Here is a 19,276-nt window from a genome sequence, read left to right on the forward strand (position 1 = left end):
TAATGCGGCGGCGCCCCGCGAGGGTTCGTGAGAAGGTTGGGCCGTGCTGCTCGAAACCCCCCGGCTCCGCCTGCGCCACTTCCGGGCCGACGACGTGCCCGCCTTCTCGGCCTACCGGTCCGACCCGGACGTCGCCCGCTACCAGGGCTGGACCGCGCCGGTGCCCGTCGAGGAGGCCGCGGCGCTCGTCAAGAAGTTCGCCGCCGACGACCCCGCCCTGCCCGGCTGGTTCCAGTACGCGATCGAGCTCAAGGCCGACGGCTGCCTGATCGGCGACGTCGGGGTGAACCTGCACGAGAACCTGATGCAGGCCGACCTGGGCTTCACGCTCGCCGCCGACCGGCAGGGCCACGGCTACGCCACGGAGGCCGTACGGGCCGTGCTCGACGACCTGTTCGCGCGCGGCCTGCGCAGGGTGTCGGCGGAGTGCGACCTCCGCAACACCCGCTCCGCCCACCTGCTGGAACGGGTCGGCTTCCAGCGCGAGGGCCTGCGTCCCGCGTTCAGCTGGTTCAAGGGCGAGTGGACCGACGACCTGCTCTTCGGCCTCCTCGCGGACCGCCGGCCGCCCTCAGCCTGAGCGGTGCGACGGTACGCCGGGCGGGGACGCGGCCAGCCGGTCGAGCACCTCGATCAGCCCCGGCAGGGCCGCCAGCTCCGCGGGGCTCAGCGTCGTCTCGATGGCGTACGCCAGCCACGCCTCGCGCCCCTCCATGGCGGCGCGCAGCACGTCCCGCCCCTCGTCCGTGGCCACCACCAGGAACCGGCGGCCGTCGTCGGGGTCGGGGTGGCGGGTGATGAGCCCGCCCTTCTCCAGCGCGGCCAGCGTCTGCGCCATCGACTGGGGGCGCATGTACTCCGCCGCCGCCAGGTCGCTGGTCGTGGCGGGCGGCCCGCCGGCCACCCGGTGCAGGGCGGCGAGCTGGCTCCTGGTCCACACCGACGAGCCGGGACCGCCCTCCGCGCGCAACCGTCCCCGCAGCCTGCCCAGGGCGAGCGACAGGTCCACCGCCGCCCGCGCCGCCTCGTTCCTCCGACCGGTCATGGGTCGCATCGTACCGCAGACTGCACAGGTAGCCTGAAGAACGGGCGGCGGTCCCGTCAGCGCTCCATGCGGTCGATCTGCCGGATCTTGTTCGTCACGTCGAGCGCCGCGACCTTGTACGACTCGGCGAGCGTCGGATAGTTGAACACCGCGTCCACCAGGTAGTCGACCGTCCCGCCGCACCCCATCACGGCCTGGCCGATGTGGATCAGCTCGGTCGCCCCGGAGCCGAAGCAGTGCACTCCCAGCAGCCGCCGGTCCCCCGGTGAGACCAGCAGTTTCAGCATGCCGTGCGTGTCGCCGATGATCTGGCCCCTGGCCAGCTCGCGGTAGCGCGAGACGCCGACCTCGAACGGCACCTTCTCGTCGGTCAGCTGGTCCTCGGTCTTCCCGATGAAGCTGATCTCCGGAATCGTGTAGATCCCGATCGGCTGGAGGTGGTGCATCGCGTTCACCGGCTCGTCGCACGCGTGGTACGCGGCGGCGCGGCCCTGCTCCATGGAGGTCGCGGCCAGCGCGGGGAAGCCTATGACGTCCCCGACGGCGTAGATGTGCGGCACGGTCGTGCGGTAGTGCTCGTCCACACTGATGCGCCCGCGCTTGTCGGCGCTGAGCCCCGCCTTGTCCAGGTCGAGTTCGTCCGTCAGCCCCTGGCGCCCCGCCGAGTACATCACCGCGTCGGCGGCTATCTTCTTGCCGCTCTCCAGGACGGTCAGCGTGCCGTGCTCGTGCCGCTCCACCGCCGCGACCGTCTCGCCGAACCGGAACGTCACGGCCAGGTCCCGCAGGCGGTACTTGAGCGCCTCCACGACCTCGACGTCGCAGAAGTCCAGCATGCCGTCGCGCTGTTCCACCACGGTGATCTTGCTGCCGAGGGCCGCGAACATGGACGCGTACTCCATGCCGATGACCCCGGCGCCCACGATCACCATGGACCGCGGCACGTCGGCCATGTTGAGGACGCTGTCCGAGTCCATGACCGTACGGTCGTCGAACTCCACGGTCGAGGGGCGTGCCGGGCGCGTGCCCGTCGCGATGACGATGTGGTCGGCGGTCAGCAGCCGGTCCTGGCCCGCGCCGTCCCGTACGGCCACGGTGTGGTCGTCCACGAACCGCCCGGTGCCCGAGAGCAGCGTGATCTGGTTCCTGGCCAGCTGGTTGCGCACGACGTCGACCTCACGGCTGACCACGTGCTGCGTACGGGCCGTCAGGTCCGCGACGGTGATCTCTTCCTTGAGCCGGTAGCTCTGGCCGTACAGGTCACGCTGGCTGAGCCCGGTGAGGTAGAGCACCGCCTCGCGCAGGGTCTTGGACGGGACCGTCCCCGTATGGATGGAGACGCCCCCGACCATGTCGGGGCGGTCGACGATCGCCACCCGGCGACCGAGCTTGGCCGCGGCGATGGCGGCCTTCTGGCCGCCCGGTCCTGATCCGATGACAAGCATGTCGAAGTCGGGCACGGGAGGAGTCTGTCAGCCGTCCGCGCTTCCCGGAAGGGCGGGTCCGCTGCGCGGGACGGCCCCATCAATCACGGCCGAGGCCCCGCGACATGGGTACGTTTTGTCCTGCCCCACACCATTCAGCCACCTTCTGTGCGGACATCTCCCCGCCGGTGGCCGAGACGGATCGAGGAACCCCCGTGCCCGCAGTCCCCACCCGTACCCTTAACAACGGCGTCACGATCCCGCAGCTCGGATTCGGCGTCTTCCGGATCCCGCCGGAGCGGACACGCGAGGCGACCCTCCTCGCCCTGGAGACCGGCTACCGGCACATCGACACCGCCGAGGCCTACGGGAACGAGAAGGAGGTCGGCGAGGCGGTCCGCGCATCCGGCATCGATCGGAGCGAGATTTTCGTCACCAGCAAGCTCAACGACCGGGCCCACGCCCCCGAGGACGCCCTGCGGGCCTTCGACCGGACCCTGGAGGTCCTGGGCATCGGCCACCTCGACCTCTTCCTCATCCACTGGCCGATGCCGTCCGTCGGCGACTTCGTGGAGACCTGGCACGCCCTGGAGGAGATGTACCGCGGCGGGCGGGTCCGGGCGGTCGGCGTCTCCAACTTCCAGCCGCACCACCTGCGCCGGCTGCTCCAGAACAGCGTGATCGTGCCGGCCGTCAACCAGATCGAGGTCCACCCGTACCTCACCCAGGACGACGTGCGCGCCTTCAACGCCGAGCACGACATCGCCACCGAGGCCTGGTCCCCGATCGCCAAGGGCAAGGTGCTCGACGACCCCACCGTCACGGCCATCGCCCAGCGACTCGGCCGCACCCCGGCCCAGGTGACCCTGCGCTGGCACATCCAGCGCGGCGACATCGTCTTCCCGAAGTCGGTCACCCGGGCCCGGGTGGAGGAGAACTTCCGGCTCTTCGACTTCACCCTCACCGAGGGAGACATGGCCGAGATCTCGGCCCTCAACCGCGACGAGCGCACGGGCTTCGACCCCGACCGCTATCCCGACCGCTGACCCGGTCCGTCGGCCGCCCCGCCAGGACGGTGTACGGCGCATGATGATTCACTGGGCCGGAGATCCGCGCCTACGTACACCGATGACAGGGATGATGGGGTAGCCAGTGATTCTGAAGACCTTCCGGTGGGCCTTCGTGGTCACCGCGCTCGGCCTGGGGCTGGGGGTCCTCTACGACGGCGCGAAGGCGCTGGGGATCGTCGCGATCCTGGCGGTGCTGGAGATCTCGCTGTCCTTCGACAACGCGGTGATCAACGCCGGGATCCTGAAGAAGATGAGCGCCTTCTGGCAGCGGATCTTCCTCACCATCGGTGTGCTGATCGCCGTCTTCGGCATGCGGCTGATCTTTCCCGTCCTGATCGTGTCCATCACGGCCAAGATCGGTCCGATCGAGTCCGTACGGCTCGCCCTGGACGACAAGGACCGCTACCAGCAACTGGTCACCGACGCCCACCCGTCGATCGCGGCCTTCGGCGGCATGTTCCTGCTGATGATCTTCCTCAACTTCATCTTCGAGGACCGCGAGATCAAGTGGCAGGCCTGGCTGGAGCGGCCGCTGGCCAAGCTCGGCCAGGTCGACATGCTCGCCGTCTGCATCGCGCTCGTCGCCCTGCTCGTCGCGTCCATGACGGTCGCCACCAGCGCCCACCAGCACGGCGGGCACCATGCCGACAAGACGTCCACGGTTCTGACCGCCGGGGTCGCCGGCCTCATCACGTACCTGATCGTGGCCGGGCTCTCCAGCTTCTTCGAAGGCAGACTGGAGGAAGAGGAGGAACGCGAGACGGAGAAGGCCGAGGCGGCCGACCGGGGCCCCTCGGCGGTGGCCGTCACCGGCAAGGCCGCGTTCTTCATGTTCCTCTACCTGGAGGTCATCGACGCGTCGTTCTCCTTCGACGGGGTCATCGGCGCCTTCGCCATCACCAACGACATCGTCCTGATGGCGCTGGGCCTCGGCATCGGCGCGATGTACGTCAGGTCGCTGACGGTCTACCTCGTGCGCAAGGGCACCCTGGACGACTACGTGTACCTGGAGCACGGCGCGCACTACGCGATCGGGGCGCTCGCCGTCATCCTGATCGTCACCATCCAGTACCAGATCAGCGAACTGATCACCGGCCTCGTCGGCGTCGTACTGATCGGCTGGTCGTTCTGGTCCTCGGTCCGCCGCAACCGCCGCCTGGCCGACTCCCCGTCCGACGCCTGACCCCGCCCCGGGCGGCCGCGGGGCCGCCCGGACCCCGGCTAGTGGCCGCTCACCACGGTGAACATCCCGCCGTCCGGGTCGCGCAGCGTCGCCTCCCGGCCGGTCGGCGGGGACGACGCGGGAGCGACGACCTCGCCGCCCGCCGCGACGGCGGCGGCCTCGGCCGCGTCCACGTCCGGCACCCTGAACGAGACCTGCCAGCGCGGCCGGATCCGCGGATCGGGAGCGCTGCCCACCGCCCCGCCGCGCAGCGAGCAGACCGTACGCCCGTCGTCCCGCACGTTCACCCGGTCCTCCTCGTAGTGCACGTCGAGGCCCGGTGTCCCGCCCGGCGCCCCCTCCGCGGCCCACTGGAGGACCTGCCCGTAGAAGATCGCGGCGGCGAAGGCGTCCCGGGTACGCAGCTCCAGCCGCGCGGGGCCCTGCCCCTTCCCGATCGACCAGCCGGGGATGATCCTGCCCTCCCAGAGGCCGAAGACCGCCCCGTCCGGATCGGCGGCCAGCGCGCCGCGTCCGGTCTTCATGGCGAGCGGACCGACCGCGACGGTGGCGCTCCGCTCCCGGACCCGGGACGTGGCCGCGTTCACGTCGTCCACCACGAAGTACGGGGTCCAGGCGACGGCGGTCCGCAGGGTGGACGCGAGAGCGCCGATCCCGGCGACGGCCTCCCCGTCGACGAGCCCGACGGAGAACTCGTCGCCCAGGGACGTCGAACGGAAGGACCAGCCGAGGACGGCGCGGTAGAACTCCTGGGCGGCGGGGAGATCGCGGGCCATCAGACCCACCCAGCAGGGGGATCCGGTGACGGCTTGAGGTGACGCCGACATGACGCTGGTGCGCTCCGTTCGTCCGGGCGGGGACGGACCGACCCCGCCCCGACGCATGACCCCACCTTGCCGCCGTACACGCGCTCGCGCATGTGACGCGCCGCAGCCCCGCCGACCCCTTGGAGACGTCCCCGCGGCATCGCGCCTACACCGTCGCGTCGAGATCCGCCGCGTAGTGCGTGAGGGCCCGCCGGTACCGCTGTACGGACGGGTCGCCGCTCGTCGCGGCCAGCAGCTCCAACAGCGTTCCGGTCGCCTCGCGGTGCGCGCCCGTGTTGTACAGGGCCATCGCCAGGAACGCCCGCAGGGCCCCGTCCTCCGGATAGCGCGCGACGCCGAGCCGCAGGGTCTCGACGGCCTGCCCGTACCGGCCCAGCACCCGGTAGGTGGACCCGAGCCCCAGCAGGGCACCCCGCCGGTCCTCGTCGTACCGCCCCGGACAACAAGTCGTTCCTGCTCCGCGCGCTCATGGGCGACATGCTCGCACCTCCCGCATTGGGGTGAGCCCAGGTCAGGTCCGTTTCCGGCGGCGCGGGGCCGGGCACTCAGGCGTGCATGACCCGGGAAAGTGTTTGTGTGAAATATGACGTGACGCGTCTGGTGCTGGTGGGGCTGGTCTCCGGACTGCGCAGCCAGCTGGGGGTGGCGGCCGTCGCGCTGACCACCGAGCCGGGGGAGAGCGCCCGGCCCGCGTCGCTGTTCGCGGGGGTGTGGGGCAAGCGGGGCGCCGCCGCCGGGGCCGTCGGCGAGCTGGTGGCGGACAAGCTGCCGTGGACGCCGAGCCGGCTGACCCCCGCCGGGGTCGCGTCCCGGATGGCGTTCGGCGGGTTCGCCGCCGTGGCCCTCGCCTCGCGCGAACCGGACGGCGCCCCGCCGGTCCTCGCCGCCGCCGTGGGGGCCGCCGCGTCCGCCGTCGGCACCCTGGCCGGCGCGTACTGGCGCCGCACGGCCGCCGAAGCGGGCCGCCCCGACTGGCCGGCGGCCCTGCTGGAGGACGCCGCCGCCCTCCTGCTGGCCGGCACGGCCGTCGGGCACACCGACGCCGCCCGGCGCGCGGTGGCGCGGGCCGGGGGCGCCGCGTCGGGAGCACTCGCGGGCGCGCTCAGCCCATCGCCCGGTCGAGGTTGATCGCCGAGCTGATCAGCGCGAGATGGGTGAACGCCTGCGGATAGTTGCCCAGGTGTTCACCCGTCAGCCCGATCTGCTCCGCGTACAGCCCGAGGTGGTTGGAGTACGTGAACATCTTCTCCAGCGACAGCCGCGCCGCCTCCACGTCCCCCGTCCTGACCAGCGCCTCCACCCACCAGAACGAGCAGATCGAGAACGTGCCCTCGGTGCCGTCGAGACCGTCCGGCGCCTGCTCGGGGTCGTACCGGAACACCAGGCTGTCCACCACCAGCCGGCGCCGGATCGCCTCGACCGTGGAGCGGAAGCGCGGGTCCACCGGCGAGACGAACTTGACCATCGGCATCAGCAGCAGCGAGGCGTCCAGGATGTTGGCCGGCTGCTGCCCGTCCTCCGCGGAGAGCCGCTGGACGAACGTCCGTTCCTCGTCGTTCCAGCCGCGCGCCATGATCTCGTGGTAGATCCGGTCCCGCACCGAGATCCACCGGCCCAGGTCACCGGGCAGCCCCCGGCGCCGCGCCATCCTGATCATGCGCTCGACCGCGACCCAGCACATCAGCCGCGAGTACGTGTGGTGCTGCTGGCCCGACCGGGTCTCCCAGATCGACTCGTCGACGGTGTTCCAGTGCTCCAGCAGCCAGTCCAGGACGGCGCAGAGATCGGTCCAGCTCTCGTGCGAGATCCCCGCGCCGTACTTGTCGAACAGGTAGATGGAGTCGATCAGCTCGCCGTAGAGGTCCAACTGCCGCTGGCCGCTGGCGTCGTTGCCGGTACGGACCGGGTACGAGCCCCGGTACCCCTCCAGGTGCCCGAGCACCTCCTCGGGCAGGTGCGGGTGGCCGTCGATCGAGTACATGACCCGCAGCGGCCCCGCCTCCCCGTCCGTCGCGTCCCGCAGCCGCTCGGTCAGCCAGTCCATGAAGGACTGCGCCTCCTGCGTGAACCCCAGCCGCAGCAGCGCGTACAGCGAGAACGCGGCGTCGCGGATCCACACGTACCGGTAGTCCCAGTTCCGCACCCCGCCCAACTGCTCGGGAAGCCCCAGCGTCGGCGCGGCGATCACCGCCCCCGACGGTTCGTGGGTGAGCAGCTTCAGGGTCAGCGCCGAGCGGTGGACCATCTCGCGCCAGCGGCCCGTGTACGTGGACCGGCTCAGCCAGCGGCGCCAGAAGGCCACCGTCGCCATGAACAGCTCCTCGGCCGCCGCCGCCCCGACCGTGCCCGTGGAGCCCGCGGCGGACCCGTCCGGCCCGGCGGCCCCGGCGGACGTCTCCAGCACGAACAGCGCCGTCTCGCCCTCCGCGAGGACGAACTCGCCGTACGCGTCGGCGTCGTCCAGCTCCAGACCGACACTCGCCCGTACGGACACGGCGAGCGCGTCGCTGGTGAACCGCACCCCCTCGGGGATCCGCTCCGACCGGTGCTCGTCGCGCGCGTAGTTCATCCGAGGCGCGATCCGCGTCGACATCGCCATCCGCCCCCGGATGTTCACCACCCGCCGCACGAGGCGCTGTTGGTGCTCCGCGTCGTTCTCCCGCAGGATCGGCATGAAGTCCTGGATCTCCACGATCCCGTCCACCGTGAACATACGGGTGATGAGGATGTTGGTGTCCGGGAAGTAGAACTGGTGCCGGTCCACCACCTCGTACACCGGCGCGATCTCCCAGAACCCGCCGCGCCGGACGTCGAGCAGCGACGCGAACACGCTGGGGGAGTCGAAGCGGGGCGCGCAGAACCAGTCGACCCGGCCGTCCGTACCCACCAGCGCGGCGGTCCGCAGGTCACCGATCAGACCGTGCTCGGCGATCGGCAGGTAGTCCTCGCCCCGGCCGCGGGGAGGCTCCGTCCGGCCGTGGGGACGCTCCGCGGAGCGCTGCCCGGCAGCGCTCCGCGGCCGCTGCGCCCCGGTGTCCTGATCGTCGCGGTTCATCCCGTCGAGTCTTGCCCACCGGCCGTGCTCCCGCATGTCGGCGGCGGCCGGCGGGCGCCCCCGGCGAGCCGGGGGCCCGGGTGGGTCAGGGGCGGAGGACGCGCAGGTACGCGACCTCGTACGACATGGTGTTCACGGACGGGTCGGGGGCCGGGTGGTAGGCGCCGGCGCACACGGACAGGTTCACGATCAGGTAGGCACGCCAGAACCACCCGACGCCCCTGTTGTCGGCGAAGACCCGCCTCCCGTTGACCCACCAGACGACCGAGCGCGTGTTGAACTCGACCCGCAGGTCGACCCACGCGCCCGGCGCGATCGCCGGGTCCGTGAAGTACCGCTGCGAGCCCCGGACATGGTTGGTCAGCTCCAGCAGGTCCGGGTTGTCGGGGTGGTACTCGAAGACGTCGATCTCGTTGCCGCCGTCCCGCCACGTCCAGATCGCGGGCCAGGCGCCCATCTCGGCCGGCAGCCGTACCCGCGCCTCCAGGACGTCGCCCGTCCGGACCATGAACCCGTCCTCGCTGCCCTCCGTGGTGAGCAGCCCCGTGTCCCAGTACCCGTCGCTCCTGCGGGACGCCCGGAAGACCCCGTCGCGGCTGAACTCCGCGTCGGGCGAGAGGTGGTCGAGCTTGTTGTCCCGGGGATTGGTCGGCCCGCCGCGCGGATAGGCCCACGAGCGGCCCGCCACCCACTGGTCGAGCGACGAGAAGTCGGCGGTGAACACCGCCGGCGCGCCGGGCCGCGAGGGCACCGGCCCGGTGGGCCCCGGCAGCGCCGGGCCCTGCGACACCGGGCCGGGCGGCCTGCGCCTCGGTCCCGGCACGCGGCCGAGTTTCTCGGCGAGCCATTCCATGAACGGGGATCCTCGCTGGGCCATTGCATCCCTTTCACCGGTACCGACGGGGCACGGCCCGGGAGCGTCGGGCGCACGGGGGCCGTACGAGTGGTGATGTGTCGTCACTCAAGGTAACGGTACGGTCGCCGAGCGCGACAGATCAAGAGGGCGGGTCGATCGAGGGCCTGCGAAAGGTCGCGGCAGAGTTCGCGGCAGAGGGTGCGGGAAGGGGAGCGGGGAAGGCGGACAGGACGCGGGCCGGCAGCCGGGCGAAGCGGATCGTGTCGTGGAACGTCCGGGGCCCGGTCTCGTACAGCAGCCCCACCGCCCCCGGGCCGGTCCCCACCAGGTCCGAGTAGCCGGCGCGGTCCTCCGACAGCGTCCACACGGGCCGCCACGACCGCCCGCCGTCACCGCTCGCCCGCACCTGCATCCGCACCCGGGCCCGCGGATCCGCCGGTCCCGAGTACAACAGCGGCCCCCTGCCCGGCAGTCCGGACACGAGCAGCACGCTGCCCTGGACGACCGGCCCGGTGATCAGGGGCTGCGGCCGGAACGGTACGGAGAGCGTGCGGCCGCCGTCGGAGCTGTAGGCGTCGGCGCGGGCCTCGTCGGTCCTGCCGCTGTGGTCGCGGGAGTTGACGTACACCAGGCCGTTGGGCAGTTCGGCGAGGGTGCTCTCGTTGAGCTGGACGGGCCCGCCGGCCGAGCCGGCCACATAGCCGACGTGCCAGGTCACCCCGCCGTCGTCGCTGTAGAGGGAATGCGCGCCGCTGCGTCCCGTACGGCCCGAGGTGTGGTTCGCCGGGATCAGCAGCCGCCCCCGGTGCGGGCCCCGGCGCAGCGCCACCGCGTGCCCGGGGCCGACCGCGTACCACCGCCAGTGCGCCGGCTTGACCGCGTCGGTGAGGTCACGCTGCGGCGTCCACGTCGCGCCCCCGTCGGCGCTGCGCTGGACGTACACGCGCCGGGTCGACGCGGGCGCGGCGCCCGTCGTCACCTGGCGGCGGCTCGCCCCGCTGATCGTCCGGCAGCTGAGCAGCACGACGTCGCCGCTCGCCGGGTCGATCACCGGCACGGGGTTGCCCGCCGTGTCGGAGCCCGCGTCGGCCACCACCTGGAGCGGCCCCCAGGTGCATCCGCCGTCGAAGGAGCGCCGCAGGACCAGGTCGATGTCACCGTCGTCGGCGGACGAGCGGCGCCGCCCCTCGGCGAAGGCGAGCAGCGCGCCGCCGGGCAGCTGGAGCGCGGCGGGGATGCGGAAGGTGAAGTAACCCGACTGCCCGGAGCGGTACGGCACAGAGGCCGCGCACGCGGCGGGCGCCGCGGCCGCGGACGGCAGCTCGGCGACCGCCGGTCCCGCGGCCAGGGACAGCAGCAGCACCAGGAACCGGCGGCCGGCCCGGGCCCCGGAGGCTCGTACTCTCATCGTGTCCTCGTCCTCGTCCTCGTCCTGAACGGACATGTTCTGTCCGGATATATGAGGTATGACGAGATGAAAGTAGACGGTCGACGGGTCAGTCGGCCGTACCGCCACGCACGGCCGGAGCGGCGGTGAGGGGCGCGCCCGCCGGGGTCGCGGTGTCCTGGGGCGTGGCCGGCTTCGGGCGCTTGCGGCGCGTCAGTGGTCGTTCGATCAGGTAGTACGACGCCGTGGCCGCCGCGAAGGAGGCGGCGAGCGTGACGGGGGTGTGCCAGGTGTCGACGCCCAGCTCCGCCAGCAGCCGCCCGAGGGGGTAGTGCCAGAGATAGAGGGCGTAGCTCAGGTTGCGCCCGACCCAGACGAGCGGCGCGACGGACAGGATCCGGGCCAGCGGGGCGCGCGGCGACAGGTCGAGCGCCGCCAGGACCGTGGCCGTCAGGACGGCGGTGACCAGGAACCCGACCGTGTAGAGCGGGACGGTCCACGCGCCGGGGTGGGTGCTCGGGAGGTACCGGACGAGAAGCGCCAGCACCGCCAGCGCGGGCCAGGCCAGCCGCCCCGACCAGCGCCGCAGCGCCGCCAGCCGCCGGTCCTCGGCGTGCAGCCGGGCCACCACGATCGCCAGGAGCGCCCCGCCGAGCAGCTGGTCCGCCCGGGTGTCGGTGCCGTTGTAGATCCGGTGGGCCGCGGTCGGGTCCCACAGGTACCACCGCCAGAACACCGGCAGCAGGCACAGGACGGCCGCCGCGATCAGCACCGTCCTCGGCCTGACCCACCGCAGGAGCGCCACCAGGACCGGCGGCCACAGCAGGTAGAACTGCTCCTCCACCCCCAGCGACCAGGTGTGCGCGAGGAGCGAGGTGTCGCCCGAGTACGCGCCGGGCTGTCCCGCCCGCACGATGTTGACCAGGAACGTGGCGGACAGCCCGATCGAGGCCCAGGCGTCGTCGAAGCCGGGCAGCCGGGTGGTGAGGGCCAGCACCGCGCACACCGCGCACAGCGCCAGCAGGGCGGGCACCAGCCGCAGCCAGCGGCGCCGGTAGAACGGGCCCATGGCCACGGTCCCGCTCCGGGCGAACTCGGCCAGCATCAGCCGGGTGATGACAAACCCGCTGATGGTGAAGAAGACGTCCACGCCGAAGGCGCCGCCGGGCAGCAGGTCGGCGTCCAGGTGGTAGACCATGACCACCGCGACGGCGAGCGCCCGCAGGCCGTCCACCCCGTCGATCCGCCCGCCCGTCAGCGCGGAGGGGAAGCCGTGTCCGGCCCGGCGCCCGACCCGTACCGGCACCACTCCCAGGGTGCCGCCGGCGCCCGATCTGTCCGTTCCTGTCCTGGTCGCGGGGGCTGTTCGAGTGCTGTCCACTCCCAGCCGCTGCCCACAAACCGCCCGCGCACGCGATCCTCATGGAGATCTCAGGCGGCTTCACGGAAGACTCACAAACGGCGCCGAGGGGGCCCGACGGCGTAATGTGGGGAGTCGATCACGCCGTCGGCCACGACCGGGCGGTGCTTCGCGCGGGAGCGGCCGGCCGAGCAGACCAGGGGTGGTGCGGTGTCATGGTGAATCCGACGATCTTGACCGTGGACGACGATCCGGCGGTCTCCCGGGCGGTGGCCCGCGACATCCGGCGCCGGTACGGCGACCGGTACCGCGTGGTGCGCGCCATCTCGGGAGCGGACGCCCTGGAAGCGCTGCGCGAGATGAAGCTGCGCGGCGAACAGCTCGCGATCATGCTCGCCGACTACCGCATGCCGCAGATGAACGGCCTGGAGTTCCTCGAAGCGGCGATGGACCTCTTCCCGCGGGCCCGCCGGGTGCTCCTGACGGCGTACGCGGACACCGGCGCCGCCATCGACGCGATCAACGTGGTCGATCTCGACCACTACCTCCTCAAGCCGTGGAATCCGCCGGAGGAGCACCTCTACCCGGTGATCGACACGCTGCTCGACGCCTGGCTCGCCACCCCCGACCCGACGGCCACCGAGATCCGCGTGGTGGGACACCGCTGGTCGGCCCCCTCGTTCGCGGTCCGCGACTTCCTCGCCCGGAACCTGGTCCCGTACCGCTGGCTCCAGGCGGACGAGCCCGAGGGCGCGCGGCTCCTGACCGCCGCCGGGGCCACCGCCGCCGACGTGCCGCTGGTCGTCACGTCCGACGGCACCTCGCTGGTGGCGCCCGCCGACGGGGAGCTGGCCGCGCACGTGGGCCTGAGCACGATGCCCACGTCCGACTTCTACGACCTGGTCGTCGTGGGCGGCGGCCCGGCCGGACTGGGAGCCGCCGTCTACGGCGCCTCCGAGGGGCTGCGTACGGTCCTGGTCGAGCGCGCCGCGACCGGCGGCCAGGCCGGCCAGAGCAGCCGCATCGAGAACTACCTCGGCTTCCCCGACGGGGTGTCGGGGTCGCAGCTCACCGACCGGGCCCGCCGCCAGGCGCTCAAGTTCGGCGCCGAGATCCTCAGCACCCGCGAGGTGACCGGCATGGAGGCCGCCGGGTCCGGCCGGGTGCTGCACTTCGGCGAGGGCGCCTCCATCACCGCGCACACGGTCGTCCTGGCGACCGGCGTCTCGTACCGCAGGCTCGACGCGCCCGGCCTGGAGGAGTTCGCCGGCGCGGGCGTCTTCTACGGGGCCGCCGTCACCGAGGCGCCCACCTGCCAGGGCGAGGAGGTCTACATGGTCGGCGGCGCCAATTCCGCGGGCCAGGCGGCCGTCCACTTCTCGCGCTACGCGGACCGGGTCCACATGCTGGTACGAGGCGGCGACCTGAGACGCTCGATGTCCAGCTACCTCATCGACCAGATCGAGGCCATCGACAACATCGTCCTGCACCCGTGGACGGAGGTCGTCGACGGCAAGGGCGACGGCCACCTCCAGCAGCTGACGCTCCGCGACACCCGGTCGGGCGCGACCGACACCGTCAGCACGTCCTGGCTCTTCGTCTTCATCGGCGCCGAGCCGCGCACCGAGTGGCTCGACGGCGTCGTCGTCCGCGACGAGCTGGGCTTCGTGGTCACGGGACCCGACCTGATCGCGGGCGGGCAGCGCCCCGCCGACTGGACGCTGCCCCGGGACCCGTACCACCTGGAATGCAGCATTCCAGGGGTCTTCGCCGCCGGTGACGTCCGCGCGGCGTCCCTCAAGCGCGTCGCGTCCGCCGTGGGTGACGGCGCGATGGCCATCTCGCTGGTCCACCGCTACATGGAGGCACAGTGACCTCTTCGACTTCTTCCGAGCATTCCCCCGACGAACCGGGCGGTGGCCCCGCCGAGCGGCTGAGCCCGGCGGAACTGCGCACGCTCTTCCTCTTCGAGGCCCTCGACGACCGGCAGCTGGCCTGGCTCTCCGAGCGGGGCCGGGTGGAGCGGCGGGACGGCGGCACCGCCGTCTACACCGAAGGCGAGCCCGCCACCTGCTTCTTCGTCCTGCTGAGCGGCGCGATCACCCTCAACCGGCGGCTGCACGGCGACGACATCGAGGTCACCAGGACCGACCAGCGCGGCGTCTACAGCGGCGCCATGCAGGCCTACCTCGGCGACCGCGTCGACCAGGTGTACGGCAACACCCTGCGGGCCGTGAGCGACGTGGAGCTGTTCGTCCTGTCGGCGGACGACTTCACCACCGCGATCCGGACCTGGTTCCCGATGGCGCTCCACCTGCTGGAGGGCCTGTTCTTCGGCTCCCGCGCGGCCAACATGATCGTGGGGGAGCGGGAGCGGCTGGTCGCCCTCGGGTCGCTGTCCGCCGGCCTCACCCATGAGCTCAACAACCCGGCCGCGGCGGCCGTGCGGGCCACCGAGGCGCTGCGCGAGCGCGTGGCGGGGATGCGCCACAAGCTGGCCATGATCGCCGACGGGCGGCTGGACGGTACGCGGCTGCGCGGCCTGGTCGAGCTCCAGGACGCCGCCGTCAAGCAGGCCGCCGCCGCGACCCCGCTGTCCGCGCTCGCCGCGGCCGACGCGGAGGACGCCCTCGGCGACTGGCTCGACGAACAGGGCGTCAGCAGCGCGTGGGACCTGGCGCCCGCGCTGGTCGCCGGCGGCATCGGGGTGCCCTGGCTGGCCACGGTCGCCGACGCGGTCGGCGCCGAGCACCTGGAGTCGGCGGTGCGCTGGCTCGCGTACACCATCGACGCCGAGCTGCTGATGGGCGAGATCGACGACGCGGTGACCCGCGTCTCCGACCTGGTCGGGGCGGCGAAGCAGTACTCCCAGCTGGACCGGGCGCCCCAGCAGCCCGTCGACGTGCACACCCTGCTCGACGCCACGCTGACCATGCTGCGCGCGAAGATCCCGAGCGAGGTACGGGTGGTCAAGGAGTACGACCGCGACCTGCCGCCCGTGCCCGCCTTCGGCGCCGAGCTGAACCAGGTGTGGACCAACCTCATCGACAACGCCGTGTACGCGATGGGCGGGCGCGGCACCCTCACCCTGCGCACGTGGGGCGAGGTCGACCGGCTGATCGTGGAGATCGGCGACACGGGGTCCGGGATCCCCGACGAGGTGCGGCCGCGGATCTTCGAGCCGTTCTTCTCCACCAAGGCGGTGGGTGAGGGAACGGGCCTCGGGCTGGACATCTCGTACCGCATCGTGGTCAACAAGCACCACGGCGACATCCGGGTGGACTCGCGGCCGGGGGACACCCGGTTCCAGATCTGCCTGCCGATGACCGCCGACCCCGACTGGGACACCTCGGCGTCCCGGTGACGCGGACCGGGAGGGCGGGCCCCGTGCGGGGCGGCGACGCCGTGCGGGTCAGGCGGGCGACCGTGCGGGACGCCCGGCGGCTCACCCGGATCGTGCGCTCCTCGGGGGCGTACGAGGGTCCGTACGCGCCGATGATCGCCGGGTACCGGATCGGCCCCGACTACATCGAGGCGCACGAGGTCTTCGTGGCGGAGGAGGCAGGGGAGGCGGGGAAGCCGGGGACGCCGGGGCGGGTGCTCGGGTTCTACGCCCTGCTGCTCACCGCCGCCGAACTGGACCTGATGTTCGTCGCCGACGATGCCCAGGGGCGCGGCGTCGGCCGCCTGCTGGTCGCGCACCTGACGGACCGGGCGCGCGGGGCGGGTCTGAGCGCGGTACGGATCGTGTCGCACCCGCCGTCCGAGGGCTTCTACCTCAGCGTGGGCGCCCGGCGGACCGGCACCGAGTACGCGCGGCCGCCGGCCGTGATGTGGGACCGCCCCGAGATGATCCTTCCGGTCGCGTGACGGACCCGCGGACAGACTCCTGAACGCGGCGTGGCGCAACTCCCCGGACCTGCGGCCGAGTTCGCCCGGACTGCGTTCGGAAGTATTGGTCCATACCAAGGCCTTGACATGGGATGGGTTCACTTCTTAAATCACGAGCGAGCCGTGCCGCCCTGTCCTGGGCGGCGCATCCCCCGGCCCTCGTGCCCGCACGCACCTGTCATATACATGATAGGTAGCTTCCGGCGCGAGATCACCCCCCATGTCCGCAGAAGAAGGGATCATCCCCGGATGACCACAGACAGGGTCCGCGCGAGAAGCGTCGGTGTCCGACTCCTCGCGCTCCTCGCCGTACTGCTCGGACTCACCGCCGCCCCCGCCGCCCACGGAGCCGAACAGAAGGCCGCCGCGGCCCCCTACAAGGTGCTGGCGTTCTACAACGGCACCTGGGACGACGCGCACATCAGCTTCGTACGGGAGGCCAACACCTGGTTCCCCCAGCAGGCCGCCGCCAACAACTTCACGTACACGGCGACCAACGACTGGAACCGGCTGAACAGCATCACCAAGGACCAGTACCAGGTGGTCCTGTTCCTGGACGACGCGCCGCAGACCGCGTCCCAGCGGACCGGGTTCGAACGGTACATGCGCAACGGCGGCGCCTGGATGGGCTTCCACGTCTCCGCGTTCACCACCAACGCGGGCGCCTGGTCCTGGTACTACAACGACTTCCTCGGCTCCGGGAACTTCAAGTCCAACACCTGGGGACCCACCACGGCGACCATCAAGGTCGACGACCGGACCCACCCCACCACCGTCGGCCTGCCCGGCACCTTCACCTCCTCGGTCAGCGAGTGGTACAGCTGGACCAACAACCTGCGGACCCGCCCGGGCATCAAGGTCCTCTCCTCGGTCGACCCGGTCAGCTTCCCGCTCGGCACGGACCCCAACCAGTCCTGGTACAGCGGCGACTACCCGATCACCTGGACGAACACCAACTACAAGATGATCTACGCCAACTTCGGGCACAACGCCATGAACTACAGCACGGGTCAGACCCTGTCCTCCACGTTCGGCAGCGCCACCCAGAACCGCTTCGTGCTCGACAGCCTCAAGTGGCTCGGCACGGGCGAGGGCGGCACGACCACCCCGCCGGGACCGATCGACGAGAACGCCTGGTACTCCCTCGTCAACAGCGGTAACAACCTCTGCGTCGACGCCCGCGCCGCGGCCACCGCCAACGGCACCGTCATCCAGCAGTACACCTGCAACAGCACCCTGGCCCAGCAGTACCAGGTCCGCGCCACCGACGGCGGGTTCTCCCGCATCGGCCCGCGCGCCAACGCCGCCCAGGCCATCGACGTCACCAACGTGTCGACCGCCGACAACGCCCCGCTCCAGCTGTGGAGTTACAGCGGCGGCACCAACCAGCAGTGGCAGGCCGTCGCCGAGACCGGCGGCCGCTTCCACTTCACCGCCCGGCACAGCGGCAAGTGCCTGAGCGCTCCCGACACCGCCACCATCGGGACCGGTCTGGTCCAGCGCGCCTGCAACGGATCGGCCGCCCAGTCGTTCCAGCTCGTCCAGCAGCCGTAGCACACCGCACCCCTCACGTCCCCGGACCGCTCCGCGCGGCCCGGGGACGTGACGGCGGTACGGATGACTCCATCCGGGCCCATCTGCCCGCCCGCGCGGTGTCGGCGCCGCGCTCGCCCGCCCCGGTGGGGCAGGTTGCCACTGAGCGCCCGCGCCGGCCCGGCACCGGACCGCTCGCGAGGCGGTCCAACCGGAGGCGGAGGTCGGGTGACGACGCAGGCGCGGACCGGCCCGCTCGCCCCCCGGCGCGGGGGCACCGCACCGTCCGCCACGGTGGTCACCCTGACACTCGTCACCGGCGCGGTCGACACCCTGAGCTTCATGGCCCTCGGCGACGTCTTCACCAGCGTGATGACCGCCAACCTCGCCCTGCTCGGCCTCTCCGTGGGATCCGACGACCTCACCCTCACCGGACACGTCGCCGTGGCCCTGGCCGGGTACACCTGCGGCGTCCTCCTCGGCAGCCGCCTCTCCGCCCCCGGGAAGCCCGCGCAGGCGCCCCAGCGGGCCGCCCTGGCCGTCGAGACCTTGCTCTTCTGCGGGTTCCTGGCCGGCTGGATCGCCGTGGACGGCAGACCCGCCGGAGGGGCCGAGATGGGGCTCCTGGCCACCGCGGCCGTGGCCATGGGCTGCCAGAGCGGCATGGTCCGCGTCGTCGGCACCCCGACCATGTCCACCACCTACCTGACCGGCACGCTCACCGGCATCCTCGCCGAACTCGCCACGAAGGGACGGCTCCAGCGGGCGAACGTGGTCCTGATCGCCGTGCTGCCCGTGGGCGCCGTCCTCAGCGCGATCCTGGTCACCTGGGCCCGCGTCTACGCGCCGGTGCTGCCCGCCGGCCTGCTCCTGGGCGCGACGCTGCTCTCCTTCGTACCCCCGGGGGAGTCCCTGCCGGAAGCGCACTCCCCGGCCGGCCCCGCCGCCGGGTCTGGGAAGGTGGACCCATGATCGACACCACACTGACCGAACTCGTCGACGGACTCCTCGACGGCCCCCTGCCGCTGCCCCTCGTCCACGTCGGCGACCCGGTGCTGCGCCGCCCCGCCGCACCGTACGAAGGACAGCTCGGCGACGCCCGGCTCCAGCGCCTCGTCGACGCGATGCGCGCCACGATGCACGCCGCCCCCGGCGTCGGCGTGGCGGCGCCCCAGGTCGGGATCCCGCTGCGGATCGCCGTCGTCGAGGACCCCGCCGAGGTGCCGGAGGAGGTCGGCCGCGCCCGGGGGCGGGTGCCGCAGCCCTTCCGCGTCCTGGTCAATCCGTCGTACGAACCCGTCGGCGACCGGCGCGTCGGCTTCTACGAGGGCTGCCTCAGCGTCCCCGGTCTCCAGGCCGTCGTCGCCCGCGCCGCGACGGTCAGGCTGCGCGGACAGGACGAGACGGGGCGGGAGTTCGACGAGGAGTTCTCGGGGTGGCCGGCCAGGATCGTCCAGCACGAGACGGACCACCTCGGCGGCACGCTCTATCTCGACCTCGCCGAGACCCGCTCCTTCTCCACCACCCCGCACATGATCGACCGCTGGTCGCAGCCGACGCCCGAAGCGGCCGCGAGGGACCTCGGATTCACCCTGCCCGGCGACGGCGACGGCGACGGCGCCCGCGGCTGAGGCTGAGGCCGGCG

The 19,276-nt window shown here is 72.2% G+C and carries 17 protein-coding genes and 1 pseudogene; 10 read left to right on the forward strand and 8 right to left on the reverse strand.

Going from position 1 to position 19,276, the window contains the following annotated elements; translation table 11 throughout:
* Positions 1 to 43 precede the first annotated feature (43 nt).
* Positions 44 to 580, forward strand: a complete 537-nt coding sequence (locus HA039_RS32930) for a GNAT family N-acetyltransferase (protein ID WP_167035629.1) — start codon at positions 44 to 46, stop codon at positions 578 to 580.
* On the opposite strand, the gene HA039_RS32935 is transcribed toward HA039_RS32930, so the two are convergent.
* Entirely contained in the window at positions 572 to 1,045 is a 474-nt protein-coding gene (locus tag HA039_RS32935) for a MarR family winged helix-turn-helix transcriptional regulator (RefSeq protein ID WP_167035631.1), read from the reverse strand. The two genes, HA039_RS32930 and HA039_RS32935, sit on opposite strands and share 9 nt — an antisense overlap.
* A 56-nt stretch (positions 1,046 to 1,101) precedes the next feature.
* Positions 1,102 to 2,505 (reverse strand): Si-specific NAD(P)(+) transhydrogenase, encoded by a 1,404-nt coding sequence (gene sthA, locus HA039_RS32940; RefSeq protein WP_167035633.1) that lies wholly within the window; start codon positions 2,503 to 2,505, stop codon positions 1,102 to 1,104.
* A gap of 179 nt (positions 2,506 to 2,684) precedes the next feature.
* Here sthA and HA039_RS32945 point away from each other — a divergent pair, with 179 nt between their 5' ends.
* Together HA039_RS32945 and HA039_RS32950 are read left to right on the forward strand one after the other, a co-directional pair.
* Positions 2,685 to 3,515 (forward strand): aldo/keto reductase, encoded by an 831-nt coding sequence (locus HA039_RS32945; protein ID WP_167035635.1) that lies wholly within the window; start codon positions 2,685 to 2,687, stop codon positions 3,513 to 3,515.
* Positions 3,516 to 3,621: 106 nt separating this feature from the next.
* Positions 3,622 to 4,722 carry a DUF475 domain-containing protein gene (locus tag HA039_RS32950; protein ID WP_167035637.1) on the forward strand — a complete coding sequence of 367 codons (1,101 nt, stop codon included), beginning with the start codon at positions 3,622 to 3,624 and terminating at the stop codon, positions 4,720 to 4,722.
* Positions 4,723 to 4,760: 38 nt separating this feature from the next.
* On the opposite strand, the gene HA039_RS32955 is transcribed toward HA039_RS32950, so the two are convergent.
* Together HA039_RS32955 and HA039_RS32960 are read right to left on the reverse strand one after the other, a co-directional pair.
* On the reverse strand, positions 4,761 to 5,498 hold the full coding sequence (locus tag HA039_RS32955; protein ID WP_167035639.1) for a VOC family protein: 738 nt from the start codon (positions 5,496 to 5,498) through the stop codon (positions 4,761 to 4,763).
* 196 nt (positions 5,499 to 5,694) lie between these two features.
* A pseudogene (locus HA039_RS32960) lies at positions 5,695 to 5,985 on the reverse strand (tetratricopeptide repeat protein); the annotation flags it as partial.
* 140 nt (positions 5,986 to 6,125) lie between these two features.
* On the opposite strand from HA039_RS32960, the gene HA039_RS32965 reads away from it, so the two are divergent.
* Entirely contained in the window at positions 6,126 to 6,677 is a 552-nt protein-coding gene (locus HA039_RS32965) for a hypothetical protein (RefSeq protein WP_167035641.1), read from the forward strand.
* Here HA039_RS32965 and HA039_RS32970 read toward each other — a convergent pair.
* From HA039_RS32970 to HA039_RS32985, 4 genes are all read right to left on the reverse strand, one after another.
* On the reverse strand, positions 6,652 to 8,604 hold the full coding sequence (locus HA039_RS32970; RefSeq protein WP_167035643.1) for a glycoside hydrolase family 15 protein: 1,953 nt from the start codon (positions 8,602 to 8,604) through the stop codon (positions 6,652 to 6,654). The genes HA039_RS32965 and HA039_RS32970 overlap by 26 nt on opposite strands.
* Before the next feature lie 85 nt (positions 8,605 to 8,689).
* Positions 8,690 to 9,457 carry a LamG domain-containing protein gene (locus HA039_RS32975; RefSeq protein WP_167035645.1) on the reverse strand — a complete coding sequence of 256 codons (768 nt, stop codon included), beginning with the start codon at positions 9,455 to 9,457 and terminating at the stop codon, positions 8,690 to 8,692.
* Positions 9,458 to 9,599: 142 nt separating this feature from the next.
* Positions 9,600 to 10,904 carry a sialidase family protein gene (locus HA039_RS32980; protein ID WP_243869932.1) on the reverse strand — a complete coding sequence of 435 codons (1,305 nt, stop codon included), beginning with the start codon at positions 10,902 to 10,904 and terminating at the stop codon, positions 9,600 to 9,602.
* A 52-nt stretch (positions 10,905 to 10,956) separates the two neighbouring features.
* On the reverse strand, positions 10,957 to 12,153 hold the full coding sequence (locus HA039_RS32985) for an acyltransferase family protein (protein ID WP_243869934.1): 1,197 nt from the start codon (positions 12,151 to 12,153) through the stop codon (positions 10,957 to 10,959).
* A gap of 269 nt (positions 12,154 to 12,422) precedes the next feature.
* Here HA039_RS32985 and HA039_RS32990 point away from each other — a divergent pair, with 269 nt between their 5' ends.
* From HA039_RS32990 to HA039_RS33015, 6 genes are all read left to right on the forward strand, one after another.
* Positions 12,423 to 14,081, forward strand: a complete 1,659-nt coding sequence (locus tag HA039_RS32990; protein ID WP_167035647.1) for an NAD(P)/FAD-dependent oxidoreductase — start codon at positions 12,423 to 12,425, stop codon at positions 14,079 to 14,081.
* Positions 14,078 to 15,571, forward strand: coding sequence for an ATP-binding protein (locus tag HA039_RS32995; RefSeq protein WP_167035648.1), 1,494 nt, complete (start codon positions 14,078 to 14,080; stop codon positions 15,569 to 15,571). Before HA039_RS32990 ends, HA039_RS32995 begins: the two co-directional genes overlap by 4 nt.
* 23 nt (positions 15,572 to 15,594) lie before the next feature.
* Positions 15,595 to 16,077: a GNAT family N-acetyltransferase gene (locus HA039_RS33000; protein WP_243869936.1), complete on the forward strand. Its 483-nt coding sequence runs from the start codon at positions 15,595 to 15,597 to the stop codon at positions 16,075 to 16,077.
* Between the two features lie 270 nt (positions 16,078 to 16,347).
* Positions 16,348 to 17,652 carry a ThuA domain-containing protein gene (locus HA039_RS33005; protein ID WP_167035650.1) on the forward strand — a complete coding sequence of 435 codons (1,305 nt, stop codon included), beginning with the start codon at positions 16,348 to 16,350 and terminating at the stop codon, positions 17,650 to 17,652.
* A 207-nt stretch (positions 17,653 to 17,859) separates the two neighbouring features.
* Positions 17,860 to 18,603 (forward strand): YoaK family protein, encoded by a 744-nt coding sequence (locus HA039_RS33010; protein ID WP_167035652.1) that lies wholly within the window; start codon positions 17,860 to 17,862, stop codon positions 18,601 to 18,603.
* On the forward strand, positions 18,600 to 19,262 hold the full coding sequence (locus tag HA039_RS33015; RefSeq protein WP_167035654.1) for a peptide deformylase: 663 nt from the start codon (positions 18,600 to 18,602) through the stop codon (positions 19,260 to 19,262). Before HA039_RS33010 ends, HA039_RS33015 begins: the two co-directional genes overlap by 4 nt.
* Positions 19,263 to 19,276 lie beyond the last annotated feature (14 nt).

The organism is Streptomyces liangshanensis, assembly GCF_011694815.1.
Classification (GTDB): Bacteria; Actinomycetota; Actinomycetes; order Streptomycetales; family Streptomycetaceae; genus Streptomyces; species Streptomyces liangshanensis.